This is a genomic window from Ruminococcus albus AD2013, from assembly GCF_000526775.1.
Lineage (GTDB): Bacteria > Bacillota > Clostridia > Oscillospirales > Ruminococcaceae > Hominimerdicola > Hominimerdicola alba_A.
In genome coordinates this window covers 279,027-299,538 of sequence record NZ_JAGS01000005.1, presented here as the reverse complement: position 1 = coordinate 299,538, position 20,512 = coordinate 279,027, and the positions used below count along the sequence as shown (strand labels likewise).

The following is a 20,512-nucleotide window of genomic DNA, read 5'->3' as shown; positions in this document are numbered from 1 at the left end:
ATGAAAGAATTAACAGAGAACTATTGTAAAACAGGAACTGATAACATGTCCGATTTTTACAATATTCTTGACACTATGGATTCAAGAACGTCTTACCGCAAGATAAGGATGGATCTTATAACTCTTCTTCATATTTGTGACGAGCATGATCTCGCTCAGTTTTCTATCGATCCAAATATCGTTCCTAATGATATGTGGCCGATAATACCTATGAATCCACGAAATGAAGTCGAAGAAGTGTTACTGCTCAATAAGAACAGAGCAGTACCTAATCACGATCCGTCATGCGCCGAAATAAAAAAAGAAATAGAAAGCATGGGCGCTCTTGTATCATTTGATGATGGAGGTACATCAATAGTAATGCCTTTATCTGCATGGGCTTACAAGGATCTTGCCGACAGAACCGGAATACTTTGTGCCAACATTTCAAAAAAATCGATAAACAAATCAAGATGGCTTTCCGAAAATTTAACGGAAGCAACTGTCACTCTTACAATAAGAGAATCCGAAGACGGATCGATGAGGAAGATCTTTGCTGTCAGAGGCAGAGTGTTCGAAGGACAGAATCAGGGTCCTTTTATAAGAAGAGCGCAAACGATTCTGGAAAAAGACATCGGACTGGGTATAGCTGAATGCCGCCATTGGGAAATAACCAATGAGTCAATAAATGTAGTATTTACATTTCCCGAAAAGACCGGGGAAATCAGAGATATGTACCCGGAATTGCCGGACGACATAACGCCAATAGTTGATATTTACACATCTGACGTCGGAAAATCCGCATTTCACGTTACTTCCGGCTTTATGATCGGCAAAACAAGGATCGTATCAAAAGACGGTACAGTTTGTGCTGAACATAACAAACATTTTAAAATGTCATCCGTTATGAAAAAAGTTCAGGATTGCATATTCAAACAGTATAATGCAGTCCCTAAGGAGCTTGCAAGACTTCTTGGAATTGAACTTACTGATATGGCTGCAGCTATAGATGAAGTTATAAACTTCACCGGCATAGAGAAAAGAGCCGGTATGAAATACGTCGTACAGCATATAAAAACATTACTATGCACCGAATTGAGTTTAGGAACATACACCGCATATGACCTCGTAACAGCACTGATATCCAGTCCGTCCAGGCTGGTAATGACAAAAAAGGTATCGGGCGATCCAAAAGTAATACCGGAATCTACTCTCAAAGTACTTAACGAGGCATTGAGTAAAGCTATTTACTGCCCATTTGAGTGTGAGACTGTAGATTACGATCTTACACCTGAAGAATAAAATAATCTGTTAGTCAAAGAGCCTTGAAAAAAAACAAGGCTCTTAAACTATATAAAATTTTACGTGGCATAAAAAATCTGCTATAATATATATGGAGGAATCATCATGGAAAACAAAATCAGACTCTATTCACCAACCATTAAGAAGGAGATCACCTTTGAAACAAATGATATCTACGGACCAAAACATTCTTCTATCGAGAATTATTTTTACTCCGAAATGACAAACTGTAAGCTTAAGAGAACGTTTCTGAAAATGGAGCTTGATCATTCGGTTGTCGAGGTTTGTATATCGTCGGATAATCCTCAGAGGTGTATCACGGCAATTGGAGAGGCGACAGCAATGTCATTAACAACTGATATCGCAAAAGCCAACCCTGTTATCACAGCAGACAACAGAGCATTTGATCGGGCAGTACTTAAGTACCTCGGTTTGAACAACGTCTATGCTGCCTCAGAAAATGTGCAGCAGGATAAATTAAAGAGCTATATCGAATCAACTCCGGTAAATATTTCCGAGCCCGAATCTGATCCTGCCGATTCCGAATCAGAAATAAACATTAAATCATTCGATGAGGTATTCGGTGAATCAGATGTAGTCGCCGGAATTAACGAAGATGAGGAATTTGCAGCCCTCAGCAAAGAAAAATGCAACCTTAAATTATATAAGGATGCATCCGGAAAACAAGGTTATCCTGCACATGGATGGATACTGAAACATCATCCTAAAGATATCGTTCATATGATCGATATTGCAAGAAAGATGGATCCTGAACACATAAAATTCACGGATCCCGAAAAAGCAGAAGCACTTATAAAATTTAACCGGTTTGTTGAACTGGGTAAAAAACTCGGCCACATAAATTGATTATGGTGAAAAGGAGGCCGCACGGTCTCCTTTTTTAGGAAGGAAAAGATAATGTATAACTCTTATATTTACAAAGAACATGTAAGACAATGCGTTAAAATGGCTCGTGCCGGCATTCCTATTTGCGTTATCGACCTTGAAACAACAGGAAGATCAGCAAAAGATAGTTATGTGTTCCAGTTTGCCGGGCTAAAATGCATTATAGATAAATCTCTTACTCCAAAAATCATTGAAAGCTTATGCGTTTTTATAAAGCCGGAAGTTCCGTTAAACGAAAGGATTACGGAAATAACAGGCTTTACCAATGAAGATCTGAAAGATAAACCAAATGAAGAAACAGTTTTTCCAAAAATCAAAAAATTTATGGATAACTGCATTATGTGCAGCCATAATACTTCCTTTGAGGAAAGTTTTATGAATGCGATGTATGCAAGAAACGGCTGTGTGTTTCATCCTGCTGAGATCATAGATACACTGAAAATGAGCAGAGATCTTCATAAAGAAGAAAAGAGGCATAAGCTCGGAGTTATTGCAGAAAGATACGGAATAGCTGATGGAGTCAAATTTCACGATGCCCGTGATGATACTATAATTTGTGGAAGGCTGTTATCAAGGTTTTTAAGTGAGTATGTTGATGCTAAGAATGATGATCAATCAAAAAAAATCACGCCTAAAGTCCATTCCGTTTCTTACTGGGAAGGAAAAAGACATGATCAAAAAAGATTGTACATCTTTACAAATCTTGGCACTGTATGGTTTTCTGTAACTGACAGCACATGGGGTGAAAAAGACAAAGATGTTATATCTATGATAAACATGGATTCTCTGATCAAACAGGCATTTGTGCTTACAGGATCAGACGACCTTGTTGAACTATCTAAATTTAAGGGGAGTGTAAAATGCTGATAGCGATGATCATTGCGTCAATAACAGACATAAATAAGAAAGAAATTCCCATTTTTTTATTTCCGTTATTTACCACCATTTTTATTACAATAAATCATGCAGTAATTCATCCGATAGATTCTCTGCTTGGATTTGTTATCGGTGCGATATCCTTCTCGATTCTCGCCTGGAAATTTTCAGGCGGGGGAGGGGATATCATAATGATGAGCTGTATAGGAGCTGCTTATGGGACAAAAATTTTGTCTCATATAATTATTATCTCTTCAATTTTGATACTGGTTTATTATATCATCATGAAAATACAAAAGGAAACAAAGCGAACAGTACCTTACGCGCCGTTCGTAACTATATCTTTCATTTTTTTACTATTAGGAGGAATTTTTTATGGCATCAATGATTACAGGTTTTTGGAAAACGGTTACTTTCTACTGTAAGAATCATCCTGAACAGCCAATGGAGCTAAAACAGGGAGCTTACAGTGCTTACTATGGATGTTCTCATGAATTCGACGAAAACAATCCCTGCCACAACAGACTTAATCTGATAGATGCTGAAAAGGCACTTCAGAAAATAATGGATAATCTCACAGGGGCTAATCTAATGGGGGATATGCCCGATCTGACAAACTATAAATTGTCAAAAAACGGCGTAGAATACAAAGTAATAAAGCATGATACGTTCAGTGACAGTATTTCTATTATGGTCGATAATCAAAAGATCATGATGGGACAGGCAAAGGAGCTGTAAATTTAAAAAGGCTGATTTTTCAGTCTTTTTGTTTTTTTTACTAAAAAATCTGCTATAATATTATTATAATAAAATTTATCATGCTGAAGGTGATACGAATGATGATTAAAAATATCGAGCCGACACTAGCAAGTAGCCTTTTAGTACAGTATGCAAAGGATAAACGTATATCAGTCAAAGAACTGGCAGAACGCACCGGATTATCTTACTCTCATATTTCAAATATTCTTAGCGGAGTCAGGACAATCACACCTAAAAACGAAAAAAAGTTGTGTTCCGCTCTTAAGCTTACTAAAGAAGAACAGTACGCTCTGAAAGAAGCTATTTTTATCTCCAACAAGAGTATAGTCATTTCTACAAAAAATAAAAGGGATTATGTTTTGAAATTATTGTACTGGGTAACGGTGAAAAGCAATACTCTATCATTATCACAAGTCGAAAAATGTATAGATATAATCCGGTACGGAAAACACCTCGAAAAAGACTAAAAATTGGCAGTTCCAGCAGATTGCAAATATCTTCAAAGCCGTGACAGACATCATCCTGAGTATTCTGGATATTTTTGTCGGCTTCTTTACCGGCGACAGGCTTGGCGGTGTGCGGGATGCGGCCGTCAACGCTATGAACGCTGTTTATAACGCAGTCATGGACAAGGTCAACAGCTCGTGGTCGTGTGGACGCGATCTTATGCAGAACCTTTATCAACGGCATCACCTATATGCTCGGCAGCCTGATCAATACGGTCGCGGATGTGGCATGTTCCATCTGGGAATACCTGCATTTCTCCGTACCTGAAAAGGGTGCGCTGGCTGATGTGGAGGAGTGGATTCCGGATTTCATGAAGGGGCTGGCAAAGGGTATCAATAAGAGCAGGAAGTATGTCGAGGCGGCTGTATCCGGTGTGTCTGATGCCATGACACTGACGATGCAGTCCGGGCTGAATGTCGATATGGACGGTATCTCCGGAGCCATGATGAATGGCGGCAGCAGCGGCGTGGTCAACAATTACTACAACAATGACAACAGCCGCACAGTGAATCAGACCAATAATAGTCCGAAATCGCTGTCGCGGCTGGAGATTTATCGTATGACGAGGAATGCGCTGGATTTATAGCATCTTTTTAACTTTCATTATTACTGCAGAATATAACGCAAAATTTTTTCTTCCATCTTCGCTTGGTTGCTTTAACGTATCATAATCAATAGTTTGTTTGGCTAAATCGTGTATCACATCATTTCTTCTATCTCGCCAGTTTTGAATATTGTCAAGCAAATTAGTTGATATGAATTCAGTCGCCAGAAAATCAATGAGCGTGTCAGTTGTGCCTTTCTTAGGAGTCACAGTAATTTTTTTATCATTTATTGCATTTTTCAGTTTATCGATACAATGATACAACTTATCCTTTCCAGTATAATGGATATTAAGTCTGTCCAACAAGGTATAGCTTCGTTCTTCCATCAATGCATATGTAATAGCCATTGCTTCAACGTAGTATTCATTTTTGATAGCATCATCAATTCTTCCAACTAAGAATTCAAAACGCTGTCCTTTTTCATCTTTTCGTGCCATAATGAGAACCTCCTTTACGATAATTGGCATGATTTATTATATCATACTTTCCATGGAAAAAACAAGGGGGTGCAACCATGTTTTTCAAACTTATTCTTGAAAATGCCAACGGCGATCGTATTGACATGACCGCTACGGCGAATCAGTATATGACATCGAAGGTGGAAGGACTGAAACCTCCCACCGGCACGATCAGCACCTCCAACTATGCGGGTATGGATGGCAGCTACCTCAACAACGCCTTCATCGAAATGCGAAATGTCGTCATTTCCTTTGAGATGCGCAGCCTGGGCGTGGAAGCCCGCAGGCATCAGCTTTACAAGGTGGTGAAGCCCTCCCGCTACATTCAAGATTTACTATGCGACCGCTGGCATTGATGTGTTTGCAGAGGGTTATGTGGAGAGCTGTGAGGTACAAAACTTCGAGATGCTGACAGCCGGGCAGATTTCTATTCTCTGCCCATATATTTATTGGTATTCCACGACCTCGGTCATGGCGTACTATTCACAGATCACCGGAGCGTTCACATTCCCGTTTCCAACGGAAAGTAATCCGGAGACGTTTATCCTCGGCAAATACAACACACAAAACATGATGAGCATTGTCAATGACGGCGATGAGATTGGCTTCACGCTTGTTATTGAAGCGTTGGAGGATGCTCGTTCTCCCACGCTGTACTATCGTGTATTCTTCTTTTTGATAGATCTCATCTATAACATTGCTCAATACTCTGACAGGTGAGCTTTCTTCGATGTAGATCTCATAATTCATGTTAAGACGCACTTGACAATTTCTCATTTTTGCGGTACAATCCTTTCGGTGGTTTAATGGTTTTTGCAATTATATTATACGACAAAAAGAAGAGCTTGGCAGGTGCCAGGCTCTTTTTCTTTGTTGGGGCTGCAACATCCCCTTTTTATTAGTAGATTTTAAAAGAATTTATTACGTTTTGAATAGTTACTGCCAGCTCAGATGTTACCTCTTCTTCAGTATCAAACGATAGAGTATACTCCGAACCATTATTTATAATTATAAACTGCTGCAGATTTATTTTTTTGCCATTTAGGAAATATTCTCCTGTAATTGAAATTTTTTGTCCATCATTGTTAAAATTAGTAAGCATAAAATCAGGCTTAGACTGTGAGATATAGTTTATATAATCGATTTGAGAAATGTTTTCCAACGAAGAAGCTGCTTCATTGACTGTAACAGAAAAAGACGCCGACCCATTCGTATTTGTCATATAGACCGTATCCCCGGACTCTCCATAATCCCAGCCTTCCGGGAACCCAAATTCGTAATTCCCGCCGGAAACAAATATTGGAATGATTCCCGATGGAATAGGATCAGGTTTAGTCCAATCGAAAGAATTTACTATATACTTCAAGGTTTTGTTCATCGTTTCATCATTATAGTATCTTATATCAACGCAAAAGTTAAGTTTGATTATGGCTGAATAATCCCAGAATGAATATTCAATAAATCCATAATCCGAAGAACAATAAGATACATAATAGCTTGAATTATCAGGCTTCGAATACTCTCTTAATTCCATACCGTTTGATACAGCTTGCTGTGTCAGAAGATTTTCATCTACAGTGTTGATTTGCGGGTCATATTCCATTACGATGACCTGAAGCTGAGAACCGGTCTGTCTGTTAACAAACGACACGTTATTTCCCGTTCCGTTGACCTTGCTCCACGAATCAGGGATAGATAATCGGAAATTATAATTATCGTCTGAATACATCGTTGTATCTTCCTTCAATTCTATCACTTCTTCTGTTATTGAAGAATTTGTCGATGAAGAAGAATTATCTGTTCCATCATCAACATAGCCCTTTAAGTTATTTGATGAGCATTTTACAAATATCATCGATACTGTAAATACAATTACAACAAAAGGGATTATCCACCTGTAGCGGCTTAACTCAAATTGATCCTTATCATTAAATTCCATATAGAAAAAAACCTCCTCATAAATTTATTATACAAGAAAATTTATTTTTTTTGGAATTTTTACTCAAGATAAAAATCTACTATAATAAAAATAGTTATCAAAGCTTGAAAGGAGATAAAAATTATGGCTAGATCTATATCAAATAATATGGGATTAAATGGTGACGTTTTTACCGACCCTAATTTTCAGAAGGTTATCGAACCAGAAATGCAAAAAGTCATTTCTTTGATTGAAGAGAAGGGGCTTGGAGATGCACTTAGCAGATTTTTTATTGAAAACAAGGAATCTTCAGTAAAGTACGACGAAGATAATAATTGTTTTATAAAAGTCGGCAACGGCGTAGATACAGATGGTGGTTCCGCAGTTTACGCATCAAAAGCTGAATTAACAGCTGTATTTATAGATCAGATAAATGCTGTAAGCAGCGAAATAAGAAACTCGGATGAAATCTTCCGGGACGATACCGAAACAGCAGAGCTATTTAGCAGTAATCTTGCTGATCACCTGCCGGTATTTGAAGGAAAAGAAATCGATGCTTTTAAGAATTCACTGGTAGAACTTACAGATAAGGCAGATAGGATCAATGATGCGATAGATAAATCGAATAATTATGCTCATCTGGACAGGCATAACGTGTTTAAACAGTACAATGACCTGAAATTAATGATCATTGCTAAGGAAAATGACCTTCCGCTTAACGGCAAATACGTTACCAAAGGCGAAATATTTATGTCCGCCTACAGACTTATCAACGGACTGACCGTTGAAGCCGTTATCCTTAGTGCATTAGAGCAGTATCTGGATCATATCGAAGGTATTGACAATGCAGATGATTTAGAGCGTTACCATAGAACAGGCTTTTTGGATAAGACTGACAATAACGATGTGACTTTTTCTCTCGATAACGGAACAGTATTGTCAGCTAATGATACTGTTGATCAGCGTGACAAGAAAATAGGAAGCGTGAATGCCGTAGATCTTAACGGAGTAAAGCTTGGCGGCGTTGAACTAACTGAGAGAAACGGAAAGATAAATATTGTTACAGATGACAGAAATCACGCTGTTGTTGATGGTAAAGTTACAGTTGCTGTTTATGGATTTGTAGCAAAAGATGATAGAGATACACTTTCTTCCGATTTTGCATCAAAAATGACATATACCGATAAAAACGGCAACGAGAAACTGAGAGGCATAGATTCTCCCATTATTGTCGGATACAAGATAATCGATGTTGAAACCAAAAAGACCGAAACAGTTGATGTTCGCGGTAATCACATCAGCGGCGAAAATTACAAAGTTGATTTTTATAAACTCAAACTCGATAATGAGCAGAAATATATGATTTCTACCAGAAACGAAAGTGATGTTGATAGACTTACAAACGCTTTAGCCAACAAGGTCGAACCGGAAAGCAAGGATATTGAAAAAGAATACGACAACATAGAAAAAAGGATTGAAAACATAGATTCTATCCTTCAGGATGAAAAATCGTCAATTACAGATGATGAGAAGCAGAAGCTTGAATCGATAAAGGACGAGCTTGAAAATGATAAGGCTGTTTTGTCCGAAGATAAGGGAAATACTGATAAAGAAAGGATAGAACAGTCTGAAAAGAAAAGCGAAGTTATCCGTAAAGATCACTCTGAAACGGAAATAGAAAGCAAGCACAAGCTGGAAACCGCGTGGAATAATATAGAGGCAGCAGTCGAAAAAGAAAGCAATGGTCAGGCAACAAAAGACGACGTTGACAATGCCAAAAAAGAGTATATAGAAAAATCTGACCTTTCCACAAGCGACAAAGAATCTTTGCTCAAAAATTTCAGGCACGATCCCAAAGATACGGATGATAAGATAAAAAACGTTGATTTTGAAGATAAAAAAGCAGTATCGGGTATTGTCGAAAAAATATACAGCAAGGAACTTGACGGCACTTCCAAGGATGATTTTGAATCAGAAATTTTCAAAAAGGCATCCGACGCTGATTATGAGTTTAAGTCGGATAGAGTTGAACAGGTAAGTAAGAATGACGTGGAGATTGAAAAGAGTAATGATGTTGAGAAGACAAAATCTTATGATTTGGGCTCGCTCAAGCTTGATGAAAGCTCAAAAGTCGTAAGAGAAGACAATAAATACTATATAAAAGATTCTGACAGCAAAATTTCAGTATCTGATATAGGAGCAGTTACAAAAAACAGGGTAGAGATCATTTCCGAACGAGGTTTTAATAATATCGTTTCCTTTAAAGGCGGGAATGTAGTAAATGACGGAAAACTCGTAGTTGCGGTAAAGGGCTTTATAGGCTCGACTGATAAATTTTCCGATGATTTCAAGGATAAAATGACCTATAGCGATTCTAAAGTATCCGGTATAGACAGGCCGATCACATTAGGTTATGCGGTTTTTGACCTTGAATCAAATAAAACGGAGTATCGTGATCTTAGGTTTGAACACTTTGCCGGAGATAAAATCGACGTAAGTAAGGATAATGTTTATTTCTCAAAAGAACAAACACAGTTTCTGGATTACAAGGCGGAAGATAATATCGGGATCAAGAATGATGATGTAAAGGAACTGTCTTCGTTTTTTGAGAAAAACATATCTTTGTCCGATAAAGATATTGATGATAAGGTAGATAAGCTTAATGATAAGATAGCTGAGCTTGACTCGATCAAGGACATGCCTTTCATAACCGATGATGAAAAAGTCGAGATAGATGCCAAGATCAAGGAGTTGGGCAGCACAGCCGCTGAGTTAAGGTCTGATGATATTGATTTTAAGGACAAAATTGATATATATAACAGAGAAATATCTCCGACCACTGCTGAACTGACACACAAAGAAGATATTCTTAGAACTAACATGAATGACAAGGATCATGATTTTGTTGATTCGCGAATCGAGTACATCAAATCATCAGACTTGTCTGACGGCGACAAACAAAAAATGTATAACGCTATAAGCAAGGACCTTTCAACCTTTGACCAAGCGCTTAAAGATAAGACTTTTGACGATGGAGATAAGGTCAAATCGGTAATAAAGGAAATGTACCATACTGATATAACCCGCAATGATCCTGATGACTTTAAATCTGATATCTGCAAGGACACATACCTCAAGATCGAAACCGAGGATAACGTAAAGATCGATTACGACAAAACCGATAACGAAGCAAAGATCACTTTTACCATCGAAGGCAGGGTAGTCAGGACTGAACATGTTGATGAAAAGAGAGAAATAGTTTCACGGGAAGAATACCGCTACAATGTTGACGGTTCTTTTTCCGTAGAAGTCTATGATAGAGATGATAAACTGGTCGAGATCGATAATTACAGCAGCGATAATATTGTAATTGAATCAACTTATTATGACGATGGCGAAGTTATAGAAAAAGACTCCTACAAATATGACGATGGTGTACTGAGTTCAGTAGAATCTTTTGATAAGGAAGATAATCCTACCAAAACACGATTCTATGATGAAGATGGTCAAATCGAAAAAAGCATGATCTATAACTATGATGACGGAGACAGAGTATCTGTAAGCACTTACGATAAGGATGATAAACTTATTGAAACCACATATGAGGATAAAGATAGAGAAGCAGATAAAGTTGAGGTGTATGATGCCAAAGACGAAAATACGTCCGATCCTACTTTGATCCGCGAAACAAATGATAACGTTGCAGCCGAAATTGACAAGTCTGAAACACCTGACGATACAACGGATGTCCTCAGAGATAACATTCAAGTCGATTATAAAGCTCTATGGGAAGATATGGATGGAGAGGAAAATGATAAGATAGAATCACTTTTTACTCTCCTGGGGGACACAGATAACTTTGAAGTAATAAGTGATATGAATTTTGGAGATCTGACCAGTGATAGATCTCCGGAAGAAAATGCCGATACTTTCTCTAAGCTTATGACTGAGCTGGAAGTAAAAGGTGATAATGCAGAGGGACTGATCGATTCTGTAAAAAGAGATTTTCTTTCTCTGGAAGTCGAAAACAAAACAGAACGTGATGATGCCAAGGAACATTTTTCAATGGTTGAAGCTGTTAAAGAATACGGCGTAGTCTACGAAGTAGCTTACAATGATGTTGACGATAAAAGGGAAGCTATAAAAGAAGGTATCGAAGGGGCAAAGGAGATGATACAAGACGGCGCCCTGATAGATAACAATAGCAGAAACGATGAATCAATAATAAACGCTATAACCAAGGCAATAGATGGTATGGCAGACGATATAACAGAGACTGTATCATCAGCTGTCGGTTCCGTGCCGGATTCATCGGATGTGTCAAAAATAATAGTCAGTGCTATCCGGGATTCTGGTGTTGATCTCAACAAAAGTCCTAAACAGATATCGAGCTACTTGACATCTAAAGCTTCGCTGGTCGATAAAATTGAACAAGATTCAATAAAACTTGAAGCAGTATCAACCGACTGCCATAAAGACCAGGAACTAATGGTCAAAGAATTTATAAATGATGAAAGCTACAAAACGTCTGACCTTCTTGATAACTTTATTTCGGGAATTAATTCAGCCGAAAACACTAAAGTTGTAGACGGGGCATTTGAAGCATATGAACCGTCAGAACTTGACTACAAAAACTTTGAAGCCAGATTTGAGATCGTAATGGACAGAATAGCCGAATATGCTAAGGATAATCCTGAAGAAAGCGATAAGATCGCTAATGCAATATCAAGAATCGCTCAGGATACCGGATGCATTTCCAAGGTTCAAGTCATAGCGGATGAAAAGCTTTCCGAACTGGGAGTGGATACTAAAACTCTCAACGATGTATTCATGTCCAGAGTAGACGATATGATCGATAGCATATACGGTGTTACTAGAGATGAGGATGGTAATATAAACGACATCGATATCGATGATGATAAGGTCGAAGCTGCACAGGCTGAAATAGGAGAGATAATTAATGCTGTCGTAGATATAATGATAAGCGACAAAGACGATGACGTAAAAGAAAAGATCCAAGACCTTATAATCGATGCCAGAACAAGTGTTGAGGATAAGGGAACGTATCTCGACAGACTCACCCAAGTCTTGTCTGCGGTCAATGGTGCAGTTGAGAAAAACGATAATGATGCTATCTGTCAGGAGCTGGATAAATTTGAATTTGAGGAAAGAGACAATGACGTTTTAGGCGTTGACAGAGTGATGGAAGTGCTTGATGAGTACGACTATCAGGAAAGCAGGATAAGCAATGATCAGGAATCTGATTAATTATCGTGCATTAAAGTTTTAGAACAAGGAATGTTTTAGCTGCTGCTTATGGCGGCAGCTAATATTTCTGTACAGAATTAGCATTTCTGAAAGGAGTGTAGCGTTTATGGATAATTTTGCAAACAGCGATTTTTCCTCCAACGATAACTCTGTTCTCATAGATCTGAGCACAGATATAACCAATAATGATGGGAGTAAAGAAGAATCCCGGTCTACTGTTTCGGGTTCGTATGAACACGTTATGGCCGACAAAATAAGAGCCGGGGCGGAGAAGGTCGATAACCTTGTTCTTAAAGAAGTCCTAAAGGACTTTGCTTTCGTGCTTGACATAAGCAAAACAGAACTGATCGATTTTACAAAGATCGTTGACAAGGAGCTAAGTTACAGAGTTGATGGCTACGATGAAGCAAAAGCCGGAATTATCGAAAAAATACCTGACAGTATAAAGGAACCGATAGAAAAAACTTTGACTGCCATTGATAAGTTCAATACTTTTTCAAAAATGAGTTTGCCTGAAATGCTCAATACTATTTCAGATTTGATCGAGGATGCAAAAGAAAAAGCGATTGAGAATGAGAAAAATGATTTAGAAAAAGAAGATAATAAGGTCGAAGTTAATGAGATCGAGCCTTTTGAAACGACTGACGTTGAACACCAAGAGATAGAAGATCCTCAGGACAATCTAAAGGAAATCGAGAATAATGACAATAACGCGATAGATAATGACCATCGTGAAGATATAATGGAAAACAGGGCTGAAAACAACATTGAACTCCGGTTGTCTGACATGGATGTAAATGATCCGGCTGTTTCCGATGAACAATCAAATGAAATTGAAAGTAATGAATCGGATATCGAAGGAACATTATCCAACGATGATGGAATTGAGTTTCAGAATGAAAATGACAATTCGTCTGATACAAAAGCTACAGACGAAGAAATAAAGCCACATGATAATATCAGCGATTATTCTTCGGATGATTCGGCAATAGCTGAATCCAAAACTGTACACTCGGATGAAGAACCTGAAAAAGATAACAGCACACACGATAATACCAATGATTCGGAATCTTTTGATAAATACGAAAAGCCTGAACGTCTGGAAGAACCTGACGATGAACTTGACAGAAAAAATACAGAGGAAAATTCGGATATAACAGATGAAGCATTGGAATTTGATAAAATAGATGATGTTCCTATCGTATCGATTGATGATCAAACAGTGACACCGGAAGACGCTGATTCCAGTGAAAAACAGGTAGAAAACGGCAGTCAGGAAGAATTAGATGCCGTTGACGATATTGCTGATCCCGGAAAATCTGCTTTATTAAGCGCAAATGATGTTGATGGCGATGGAACAGTAAATGAGCAGGATAATACTGATCCAACTGTCCAAGATGAGGATCTATCTGCAGATATTGCAGCAGATACTCAAACAGATGTTTCATTTCCTGAATTCTCGGAAGATGGAACTGTCGAGAATGATGCGGAAACGAGTAATGATGATATACCTGAAAAAACGCCTGAAATCGGCGGAGATGTTGAGCTGATGGATCAGAACGATGGAACCCTGACAGATAATAAGAGTCTGTCACCATCAGATACAGACGGCTCTGAAAATACAGATATAGAAAGTGAAGATGCTGTTAAGGATGTAGATAACATCGGTGACAGTCTTGATGACCTTTCATCTGACTGGAATGATGATTCTGTTCAGGATCAGGAACTTTACAATAACGATTCAGACAAAGATGAAATCCCTGATAATAGCGTATCTACGGATGTTTCAGCAAATAGTGAAATTGAAAATTTAAAAAATATCGAAATCGATAATGTAAGCGATTCAATAGAAAACGAGATGCCTGAAGATGCTATAGAATCCGCGATAGACTTTGAAATACCGCAGGGTTTTGAAGATAACGGCATTGCTTTTGGGGATCCGTATGATAGCATACAAAATATCTCCGACACTATAGATTTCGCAAGTGAATTTTCTGATGATGCAATTCTCCCTGAAAGTGATCCTGTTGATTACGGAATGGAGCAGGATGAATACGATATTGAGATACCATATGATGGAACTGACGTATACATGAGTGATCTGGCATCAGTTGATATAGAAGAAATAGGAGAACTTCTTATTTGATATTATTGGACGTAAAAATCTTGTATAATATTTTCAAAAGCAAGATAATTCGTTTATTTTGGAAGGGGAGTTTTTGTATGAGTTTTTCTTTTCTTTTGTTATTTTCGTTACTCGGCTATTTGTTTGCCATATTCGGTATAGTATTGGGTTTCAATCTGTTAGCTTCAATGTTTAGTACCGAACAAAGTGTTCCTAAACGTGATAATAGAACCAACGAAACAAAAGATCTGATTTCGGATGACCTTTTTTCAGATCTCGATGATTTGGCAGATAATGATTTTTTCGAAGATGATTTAGCTTTTCTCCAAACTGAAACAAATGCAGCTAACGAACCTATTTCATATATAGACATAAAAAAATGCTTATCAGACGAAAAAAGCATTGAAATATATAGAAAAAATGAAGACAAAGCTTATGCTGTTCTTCAGAAGAAAATAAAAATTTGAAAATTACAAATTTTCTGCTATAATATATTTAGAGAAAAAATCGAAAGGCAGGGAACCTATGTTTGATAATAATAAAAATTCAAAACTAAAAATCAAAATAATAGCAGTATGTTTATCTCTTATTGCAGCTGGGTCTTTTGGCTACGTAGGATATAAACAGTACTTTGAACCAAAAACTAAGGATTCTCAGTACGATGACCTGAGAGAAAAACGTCAAAACAAAGAACTTAGTTTCCAGAATGACTTTGTAGATGAAGAAAATAATGAAGATGCATACCATGATAAGGACGATGACAGCTATGAGGAAGTTCCTGAATCAAAAAAGGAATCTTCACAGAACAAAGATTCAAGTTCATCAGCTTCAGCAGATAGTAGAACAAGTTCAGCTGAACAAAGCTATTATACATATGAGTATACTGACAGGACTTTCGGCTGGATATCAATACCCGGGACTTCGATAGATTACCCGGTTCTCTATCTTGAAGGAGATAATGAATATTATCTCACGCATAATTATATGGAACAATACGATTCATACGGCTCGATCTATCTTGATGGAAATCAGTATATAGGTGCCAAAAACATGACCATATACGGTCACAATATAAATGCCTATTATGAATCAATGTTCAAACCACTTGTTAATTATGAGGATCAAGCATTTTTTGATGAACATCCCGTTGTGGAATTCGATTACGGCGGAGATTCATCCGAATGGGAAGTGATAGGCTGCATGATCGTTGACCTTAATAACGATCACAAGTCGTTTAACAAATGTGATTTCCTTGATGATAATGATTTCCTCGACTATGGAAATACATTACTAGATAACTGTGTAATAAAAAAAGACGGATTTGAGCTTCAGGCAGATGATAATCTCCTTACGTTAGTTACTTGTTCGTATCATACGAGCAATTGCCGTACAGTAGTAATTTGCAGACAGATTTAAAGTAGGAGTATAAAATGAATAAAATTGTGATACTATTCGTTTTTCTGTTCTGTGTTTTTTGCGCTTTATGGGTCTTTAAAAGTAAAACGCCAATAAACAGGCATCTAAACGAATCAAACAACGCAAGCAACTGGTGGGACACTCAAAATGATATCGCTCCTTTGTCGTATGAAGTTAGCGAAGAGTGGTATCTGGATCCCCGAATACCATCGGATTATGTTCCCGTGTTGGGAGAAGACGGACTGTATATGCAGGTCGATGAAAATGGCACGATCCTTTCTTATTGGAAATGCACTGAAGATGGTACGGCTTTGAACTGGGAAAAAGTCAATCCCGACATTCCCGATAATTATGAAGCTGTAGAAGATCTTGAGGATGTATATAAGGTGACTGATGCAAACGGCATGGTCAAGTACCTTAAATACATAAGAAACAGAGATAATTCGTTCACCTTCGTAGAAGTGGATAAATACGGAAACATCATTGACGAGTACATAACATCATGTGAATCTCAGGCTGGCGATAATTCGATCCCGACAAACTATATGCAGATCGATGGAAATATTTACGGCGTAAAAAACAAGGACGGAGTCGTTGTCGAATACGTCAAGAAAAATGAAGATAAAAACGGAAATCTGATCTGGAATCCTATTAGCGAAGAAAAGGTATTTGCTGATATAACAGGTAATGAGAGAAATAACGGAGAAGTTAAGAATCCGGATATGACTTTGCCTGACAGTACAGATCAAAAACCGGACGAGTATGTTGTCGGTAAGCCCGGTGGAAATAAAGTAACAACTGCCCCTGTGGTTGTTGATCCGGATATTTCTGTTAACACAGGCTCCAAAAGCAAAAAAACGCATACTCAAAAAGAGTCTTATCAGACAACAGAGTATGAGGGGGATTACAAACTTACTTATGAATACACAATCATCAAAACCTATGATGATGAAGGTAATATGTTATCTTCTGATAAACAAGGACCGTTCCTGCGAAATAAGGAATACGTTGGAAATCAGAAGGTAACTGCTAATCCCTCACTAATAGAATCAAATCTGGATAACGAGATAATGAGAGTTGCTGGCGCTTTGGAACAAAGCGATGCAAGCGGAGTGATAAACTCACTTAATGCAGAGAGAATCAATAACAATCTTTCCATTCTTGCTACCGATGGTGATGCTCAGAAAATTGCTACGTTATTTGCAGCAGATATGGCTACATACGATAACACGACCAATATCTCACCTTTATACGGCTCTATAGATCAGTTAATGACACGTTATGGAATTACTAACCAGGGCTATGGTCTTAATGTCTGGAGAACAACTTCCGATGATTCTCAGCAGATACATCAAAGGTTTCAATCCATAGACAATTGCCGTAACGCGAGGATGAACGAGAATTTTAATCAGGTCGGTGTTGCTATTTTCAAAAATAACGGATATTACTATGTTGCAGAATTACTGATGCTGCAATTCTAGTATACAACATATAATACACTGAAAACAGGTTTAAGTCCAAAATATAGGACTTAAACCTGTTTTTTATATGTAGTTTTTATCGATTTAAATTTTCATGTATAATTATAATAGTCAATTACATTGATATCTTGGAGTTTGTTTTTCAATTTAAAAAGGAGGAAAAATCATGATTTGGTCAAAAAGAGACGAATTAGATTCCATAAAACAAGTTGTGTCTCGAAATTCAGGTATGACTGAGGAAGAGCTCATGAAAACTGAATGGGATACACAGATAATGCATTTGTATGATGTTGCAGATTATCTCAGAAATGCCTCAGATACCAAGAAGAAAATAGCGGTATTTGCTGACTATGACTGCGATGGTATATGTTCTGCAGTGATCATGCATGTGATCTTAAAAAGCCTTCAAATAGATTTTAAGATCTATTTCCCGAAAAGAGGAATTGGATACGGCTTACAAAAAAGATACATAGATATGATCGATGAAAAATATGATGCAGTGATAACTATTGATAACGGAATCTCCGCTTTTGAGGGCATCGATGCTGCGAAAGCAAGAGGAATGGATGTTATAGTTATAGACCACCATCTGCAATCACCGGAAGGTCTGCCAAACGCTGATATAATAGTTGATCCACACGTATTCAAAGAAAAAGAAAATTTTGAAGATTGGTGCGGAGCCGGACTTGGCTACGAACTATCTAAACTCATCTGTGATGAAAAAAGACAGAAAGTATGCCTGCAGTTCGCAGCATTCGCTACAGTAGCAGACGTTGTTCCTTTACGTTTCAATAATCGCACAATTGTAAAAAATGGATTGGAACTGATAAACAATAGTTCCGTTAATTCCATACATCTTCTTATAAACGAAATTACCGGGTTAGGAAAGCCGAATGTCGATGAAACGACTATAGGCTTTAAGATCGGACCTATTATCAACGCCATGGGGCGTGTTGAGGATGATGCTGAATACGTATACCGGTACTTTACTAGCGGAAATCCTGAAATGCTTCAGCATATGGTTGATAATAATGAAGTAAGAAAGGAACTTGTTATTCAAGCAGTCGAAAGAGCTCAGAATATAGTAGTAGAAGAGTGCTTATTTTCAGATGTTCCAAAAATTATATATGATCCAAAAACGATCGAAGGAATTGTCGGTGTTGTTGCCGGCAGATTAACGGAAACTTACAAAAGTCCTGTAATTTGCCTGACGGACAGTGAAACGCCGGGAGTAATTAAAGGATCCGCACGATCTACTGAGGATATTAATATAAAAGAAGCACTGGATAAAGTATCTGACCATTTACTTCATTACGGTGGACACGCGGGAGCTGCCGGCTTATCACTTAAAATCGATGAGCTTGATAACATCCGCGATTGTTTTTTCAGTATATTCGAAGATTTCGAAGTTCAAGAAAATGATGAAATATTCTATGATCTTGAAATCAATGCAGAGGAAATTCCTGATACATTGTCACTACTAAAAGCGTATGCGCCTTTTGGAGAAGGGAACAGACCGCCTGTATTCAAGATCAATAACTTTAAATGTTTACCCAGGAATGGAAAACTATTCCAAATAATAGGCGATGACGGCAAAGCACTGAAGCTATTCGGTAACGGTTGCATAGCGATCGGATTTGATGCCGTAGAAAAGTTCAATTCATTGAACATGCCCAAAACACTAGATATAATTGGCGTGATAAGCGAAAATAACTATGGAAAACCAGAAGCACAAATCGAAATAAGTGATTTTAAGAAGGTCACAGAAATCAAAAATCAGTCTGAATTGACAAAATTATGTTTAAATGATATTCTTTCAGGCTTATAATAAGGAGGCCCTAAAATGGCAGTTACAAAATACCCAAAGGAAATTTTCACCAACATCAAAACGAAAAATGGCGGAGCTCAGACGTTCAGCGTAGCATCTAATCTTCAGTTCGACGAGGATAAGCCGCTGGCAATGATGTCTTCGTTATCAAGATATGTACTAACTGCTGTGGAAAAGAATTCCAGCGGTAAAACATCTATTCTGATCGGCAATATTCCGGCAAAGCTTGTCCCTGCGATTGCTGAGAGAGCTAAATCAGTACTGACAAATACTATAAATGTTAATGCTGACAGCTCGGAAGTAGCAACAGAAAAGCCTTGGCCTGTGCTTGAAAGAAATAAGAAAATATGCGAAGCGCTTGAACTGTCTCCTACAATGGGAAATAACAAAGGAAAGCCTTTTTGGTCAATACCTGCGGAGGAAATAAAGAAATACAGAGAATTCTTAGGAAAGAACGCTGAAAAATACCCGAAAAACAAAGAAATAATAAATAAGCTTGATCTGTTTTTAACAGCATCGAAAGAAATTCAGGACAAATGCGTTTCTTTTATGAAAGAAACACGAAGCACTAAGGATAGAAGCACTACGGCACCTTCGGGAGAGTTGATTATTTATGAGTCAGGAACAAAACCCAGAGTCTCACAGAAAAGGGAAGATGGTAAGGTTCAGGTCTATAATATAAAGATCGCGTATGTTATAGGACAGAATTATCCTTTCAACGTAACTATCACAAACTACTATGCTTTTGTAAAGAAAACTGATACAGGAGCACTGAATGTTCAGGGAAACTCGGTTTGCGATAAAGTTTCTTCAATAGTTCGAATGAGTGAGCTCGATGGACTTGCTTTCATAAAATCTATGGAAGATGATGCTATGGCATATAAAATCAGTTTTTACGCCCGTCAGCTAAAAAAAGCAGATGAGCTTGTAAAGAGTAATATTGAGCAGAGCAAAAAGAATGCTGAAAATGACAGTGATGCCTATTTTTCCGACTTTTAAGTTGAATAAGCACCTTATCAAAGCCATTGTTTTATACAGTGGCTTTTTTTTATCGGATTCAAAATTCGATTATAATATATATAGA

The 20,512-nt window shown here is 37.7% G+C and carries 18 protein-coding genes; 15 read left to right on the top strand and 3 right to left on the bottom strand.

Annotation, left to right across the window (positions count from 1 at the left end):
* From N773_RS0118830 to N773_RS0118800, 7 genes are all read left to right on the top strand, one after another.
* Positions 1–1,281 (top strand): hypothetical protein, encoded by a 1,281-nt coding sequence (locus N773_RS0118830; protein WP_024859176.1) that lies wholly within the window; start codon positions 1–3, stop codon positions 1,279–1,281.
* 105 nt (positions 1,282–1,386) lie between these two features.
* Complete coding sequence (locus tag N773_RS0118825; RefSeq protein WP_024859175.1) at positions 1,387–2,148, top strand: hypothetical protein; 762 nt, start codon at positions 1,387–1,389, stop codon at positions 2,146–2,148.
* A gap of 51 nt (positions 2,149–2,199) precedes the next feature.
* Positions 2,200–3,054 (top strand): 3'-5' exonuclease, encoded by an 855-nt coding sequence (locus tag N773_RS0118820; protein WP_024859174.1) that lies wholly within the window; start codon positions 2,200–2,202, stop codon positions 3,052–3,054.
* Positions 3,048–3,488 (top strand): prepilin peptidase, encoded by a 441-nt coding sequence (locus N773_RS0118815; RefSeq protein WP_024859173.1) that lies wholly within the window; start codon positions 3,048–3,050, stop codon positions 3,486–3,488. Before N773_RS0118820 ends, N773_RS0118815 begins: the two co-directional genes overlap by 7 nt.
* Positions 3,439–3,801, top strand: coding sequence for a hypothetical protein (locus N773_RS0118810; protein ID WP_024859172.1), 363 nt, complete (start codon positions 3,439–3,441; stop codon positions 3,799–3,801). Before N773_RS0118815 ends, N773_RS0118810 begins: the two co-directional genes overlap by 50 nt.
* A 98-nt stretch (positions 3,802–3,899) precedes the next feature.
* Entirely contained in the window at positions 3,900–4,289 is a 390-nt protein-coding gene (locus N773_RS0118805) for a helix-turn-helix domain-containing protein (protein ID WP_080678423.1), read from the top strand.
* A gap of 263 nt (positions 4,290–4,552) precedes the next feature.
* The gene (locus N773_RS0118800) at positions 4,553–4,915 is read left to right on the top strand and encodes a hypothetical protein (RefSeq protein WP_155250954.1); all 363 of its coding nucleotides are present in this window, start codon (positions 4,553–4,555) and stop codon (positions 4,913–4,915) included.
* On the opposite strand, the gene N773_RS0118795 is transcribed toward N773_RS0118800, so the two are convergent.
* Positions 4,910–5,371: a hypothetical protein gene (locus N773_RS0118795; protein ID WP_024859169.1), complete on the bottom strand. Its 462-nt coding sequence runs from the start codon at positions 5,369–5,371 to the stop codon at positions 4,910–4,912. The genes N773_RS0118800 and N773_RS0118795 overlap by 6 nt on opposite strands.
* A 77-nt stretch (positions 5,372–5,448) precedes the next feature.
* Between N773_RS0118795 and N773_RS23125 the strand changes: the two genes are divergently transcribed.
* Positions 5,449–5,748, top strand: coding sequence for a hypothetical protein (locus N773_RS23125; RefSeq protein WP_024859168.1), 300 nt, complete (start codon positions 5,449–5,451; stop codon positions 5,746–5,748).
* A 127-nt stretch (positions 5,749–5,875) separates the two neighbouring features.
* On the opposite strand, the gene N773_RS23120 is transcribed toward N773_RS23125, so the two are convergent.
* Both N773_RS23120 and N773_RS0118780 read right to left on the bottom strand, forming a co-directional pair.
* Positions 5,876–6,142, bottom strand: coding sequence for a hypothetical protein (locus tag N773_RS23120; protein WP_242840464.1), 267 nt, complete (start codon positions 6,140–6,142; stop codon positions 5,876–5,878).
* 148 nt (positions 6,143–6,290) lie between these two features.
* The gene (locus N773_RS0118780) at positions 6,291–7,331 is read right to left on the bottom strand and encodes a hypothetical protein (RefSeq protein ID WP_024859166.1); all 1,041 of its coding nucleotides are present in this window, start codon (positions 7,329–7,331) and stop codon (positions 6,291–6,293) included.
* 123 nt (positions 7,332–7,454) lie between these two features.
* Between N773_RS0118780 and N773_RS0118775 the strand changes: the two genes are divergently transcribed.
* The 7 genes from N773_RS0118775 (at position 7,455) to N773_RS0118745 (ending at position 20,427) form a co-directional block, all read left to right on the top strand.
* Positions 7,455–12,578, top strand: a complete 5,124-nt coding sequence (locus N773_RS0118775; protein WP_024859165.1) for a hypothetical protein — start codon at positions 7,455–7,457, stop codon at positions 12,576–12,578.
* Positions 12,579–12,684: 106 nt separating this feature from the next.
* Positions 12,685–14,724 (top strand): hypothetical protein, encoded by a 2,040-nt coding sequence (locus N773_RS0118770; protein ID WP_024859164.1) that lies wholly within the window; start codon positions 12,685–12,687, stop codon positions 14,722–14,724.
* A 77-nt stretch (positions 14,725–14,801) separates the two neighbouring features.
* Positions 14,802–15,170, top strand: coding sequence for a hypothetical protein (locus N773_RS0118765; protein WP_080678435.1), 369 nt, complete (start codon positions 14,802–14,804; stop codon positions 15,168–15,170).
* A gap of 58 nt (positions 15,171–15,228) precedes the next feature.
* Positions 15,229–16,119, top strand: a complete 891-nt coding sequence (locus N773_RS0118760) for a class B sortase (protein WP_024859162.1) — start codon at positions 15,229–15,231, stop codon at positions 16,117–16,119.
* A gap of 14 nt (positions 16,120–16,133) precedes the next feature.
* Positions 16,134–17,600 carry a CAP domain-containing protein gene (locus tag N773_RS0118755; RefSeq protein ID WP_080678422.1) on the top strand — a complete coding sequence of 489 codons (1,467 nt, stop codon included), beginning with the start codon at positions 16,134–16,136 and terminating at the stop codon, positions 17,598–17,600.
* A gap of 166 nt (positions 17,601–17,766) precedes the next feature.
* The gene (locus N773_RS0118750) at positions 17,767–19,428 is read left to right on the top strand and encodes a single-stranded-DNA-specific exonuclease RecJ (RefSeq protein WP_024859160.1); all 1,662 of its coding nucleotides are present in this window, start codon (positions 17,767–17,769) and stop codon (positions 19,426–19,428) included.
* Between the two features lie 15 nt (positions 19,429–19,443).
* Complete coding sequence (locus N773_RS0118745; protein ID WP_024859159.1) at positions 19,444–20,427, top strand: hypothetical protein; 984 nt, start codon at positions 19,444–19,446, stop codon at positions 20,425–20,427.
* Positions 20,428–20,512: the final 85 nt, after the last annotated feature.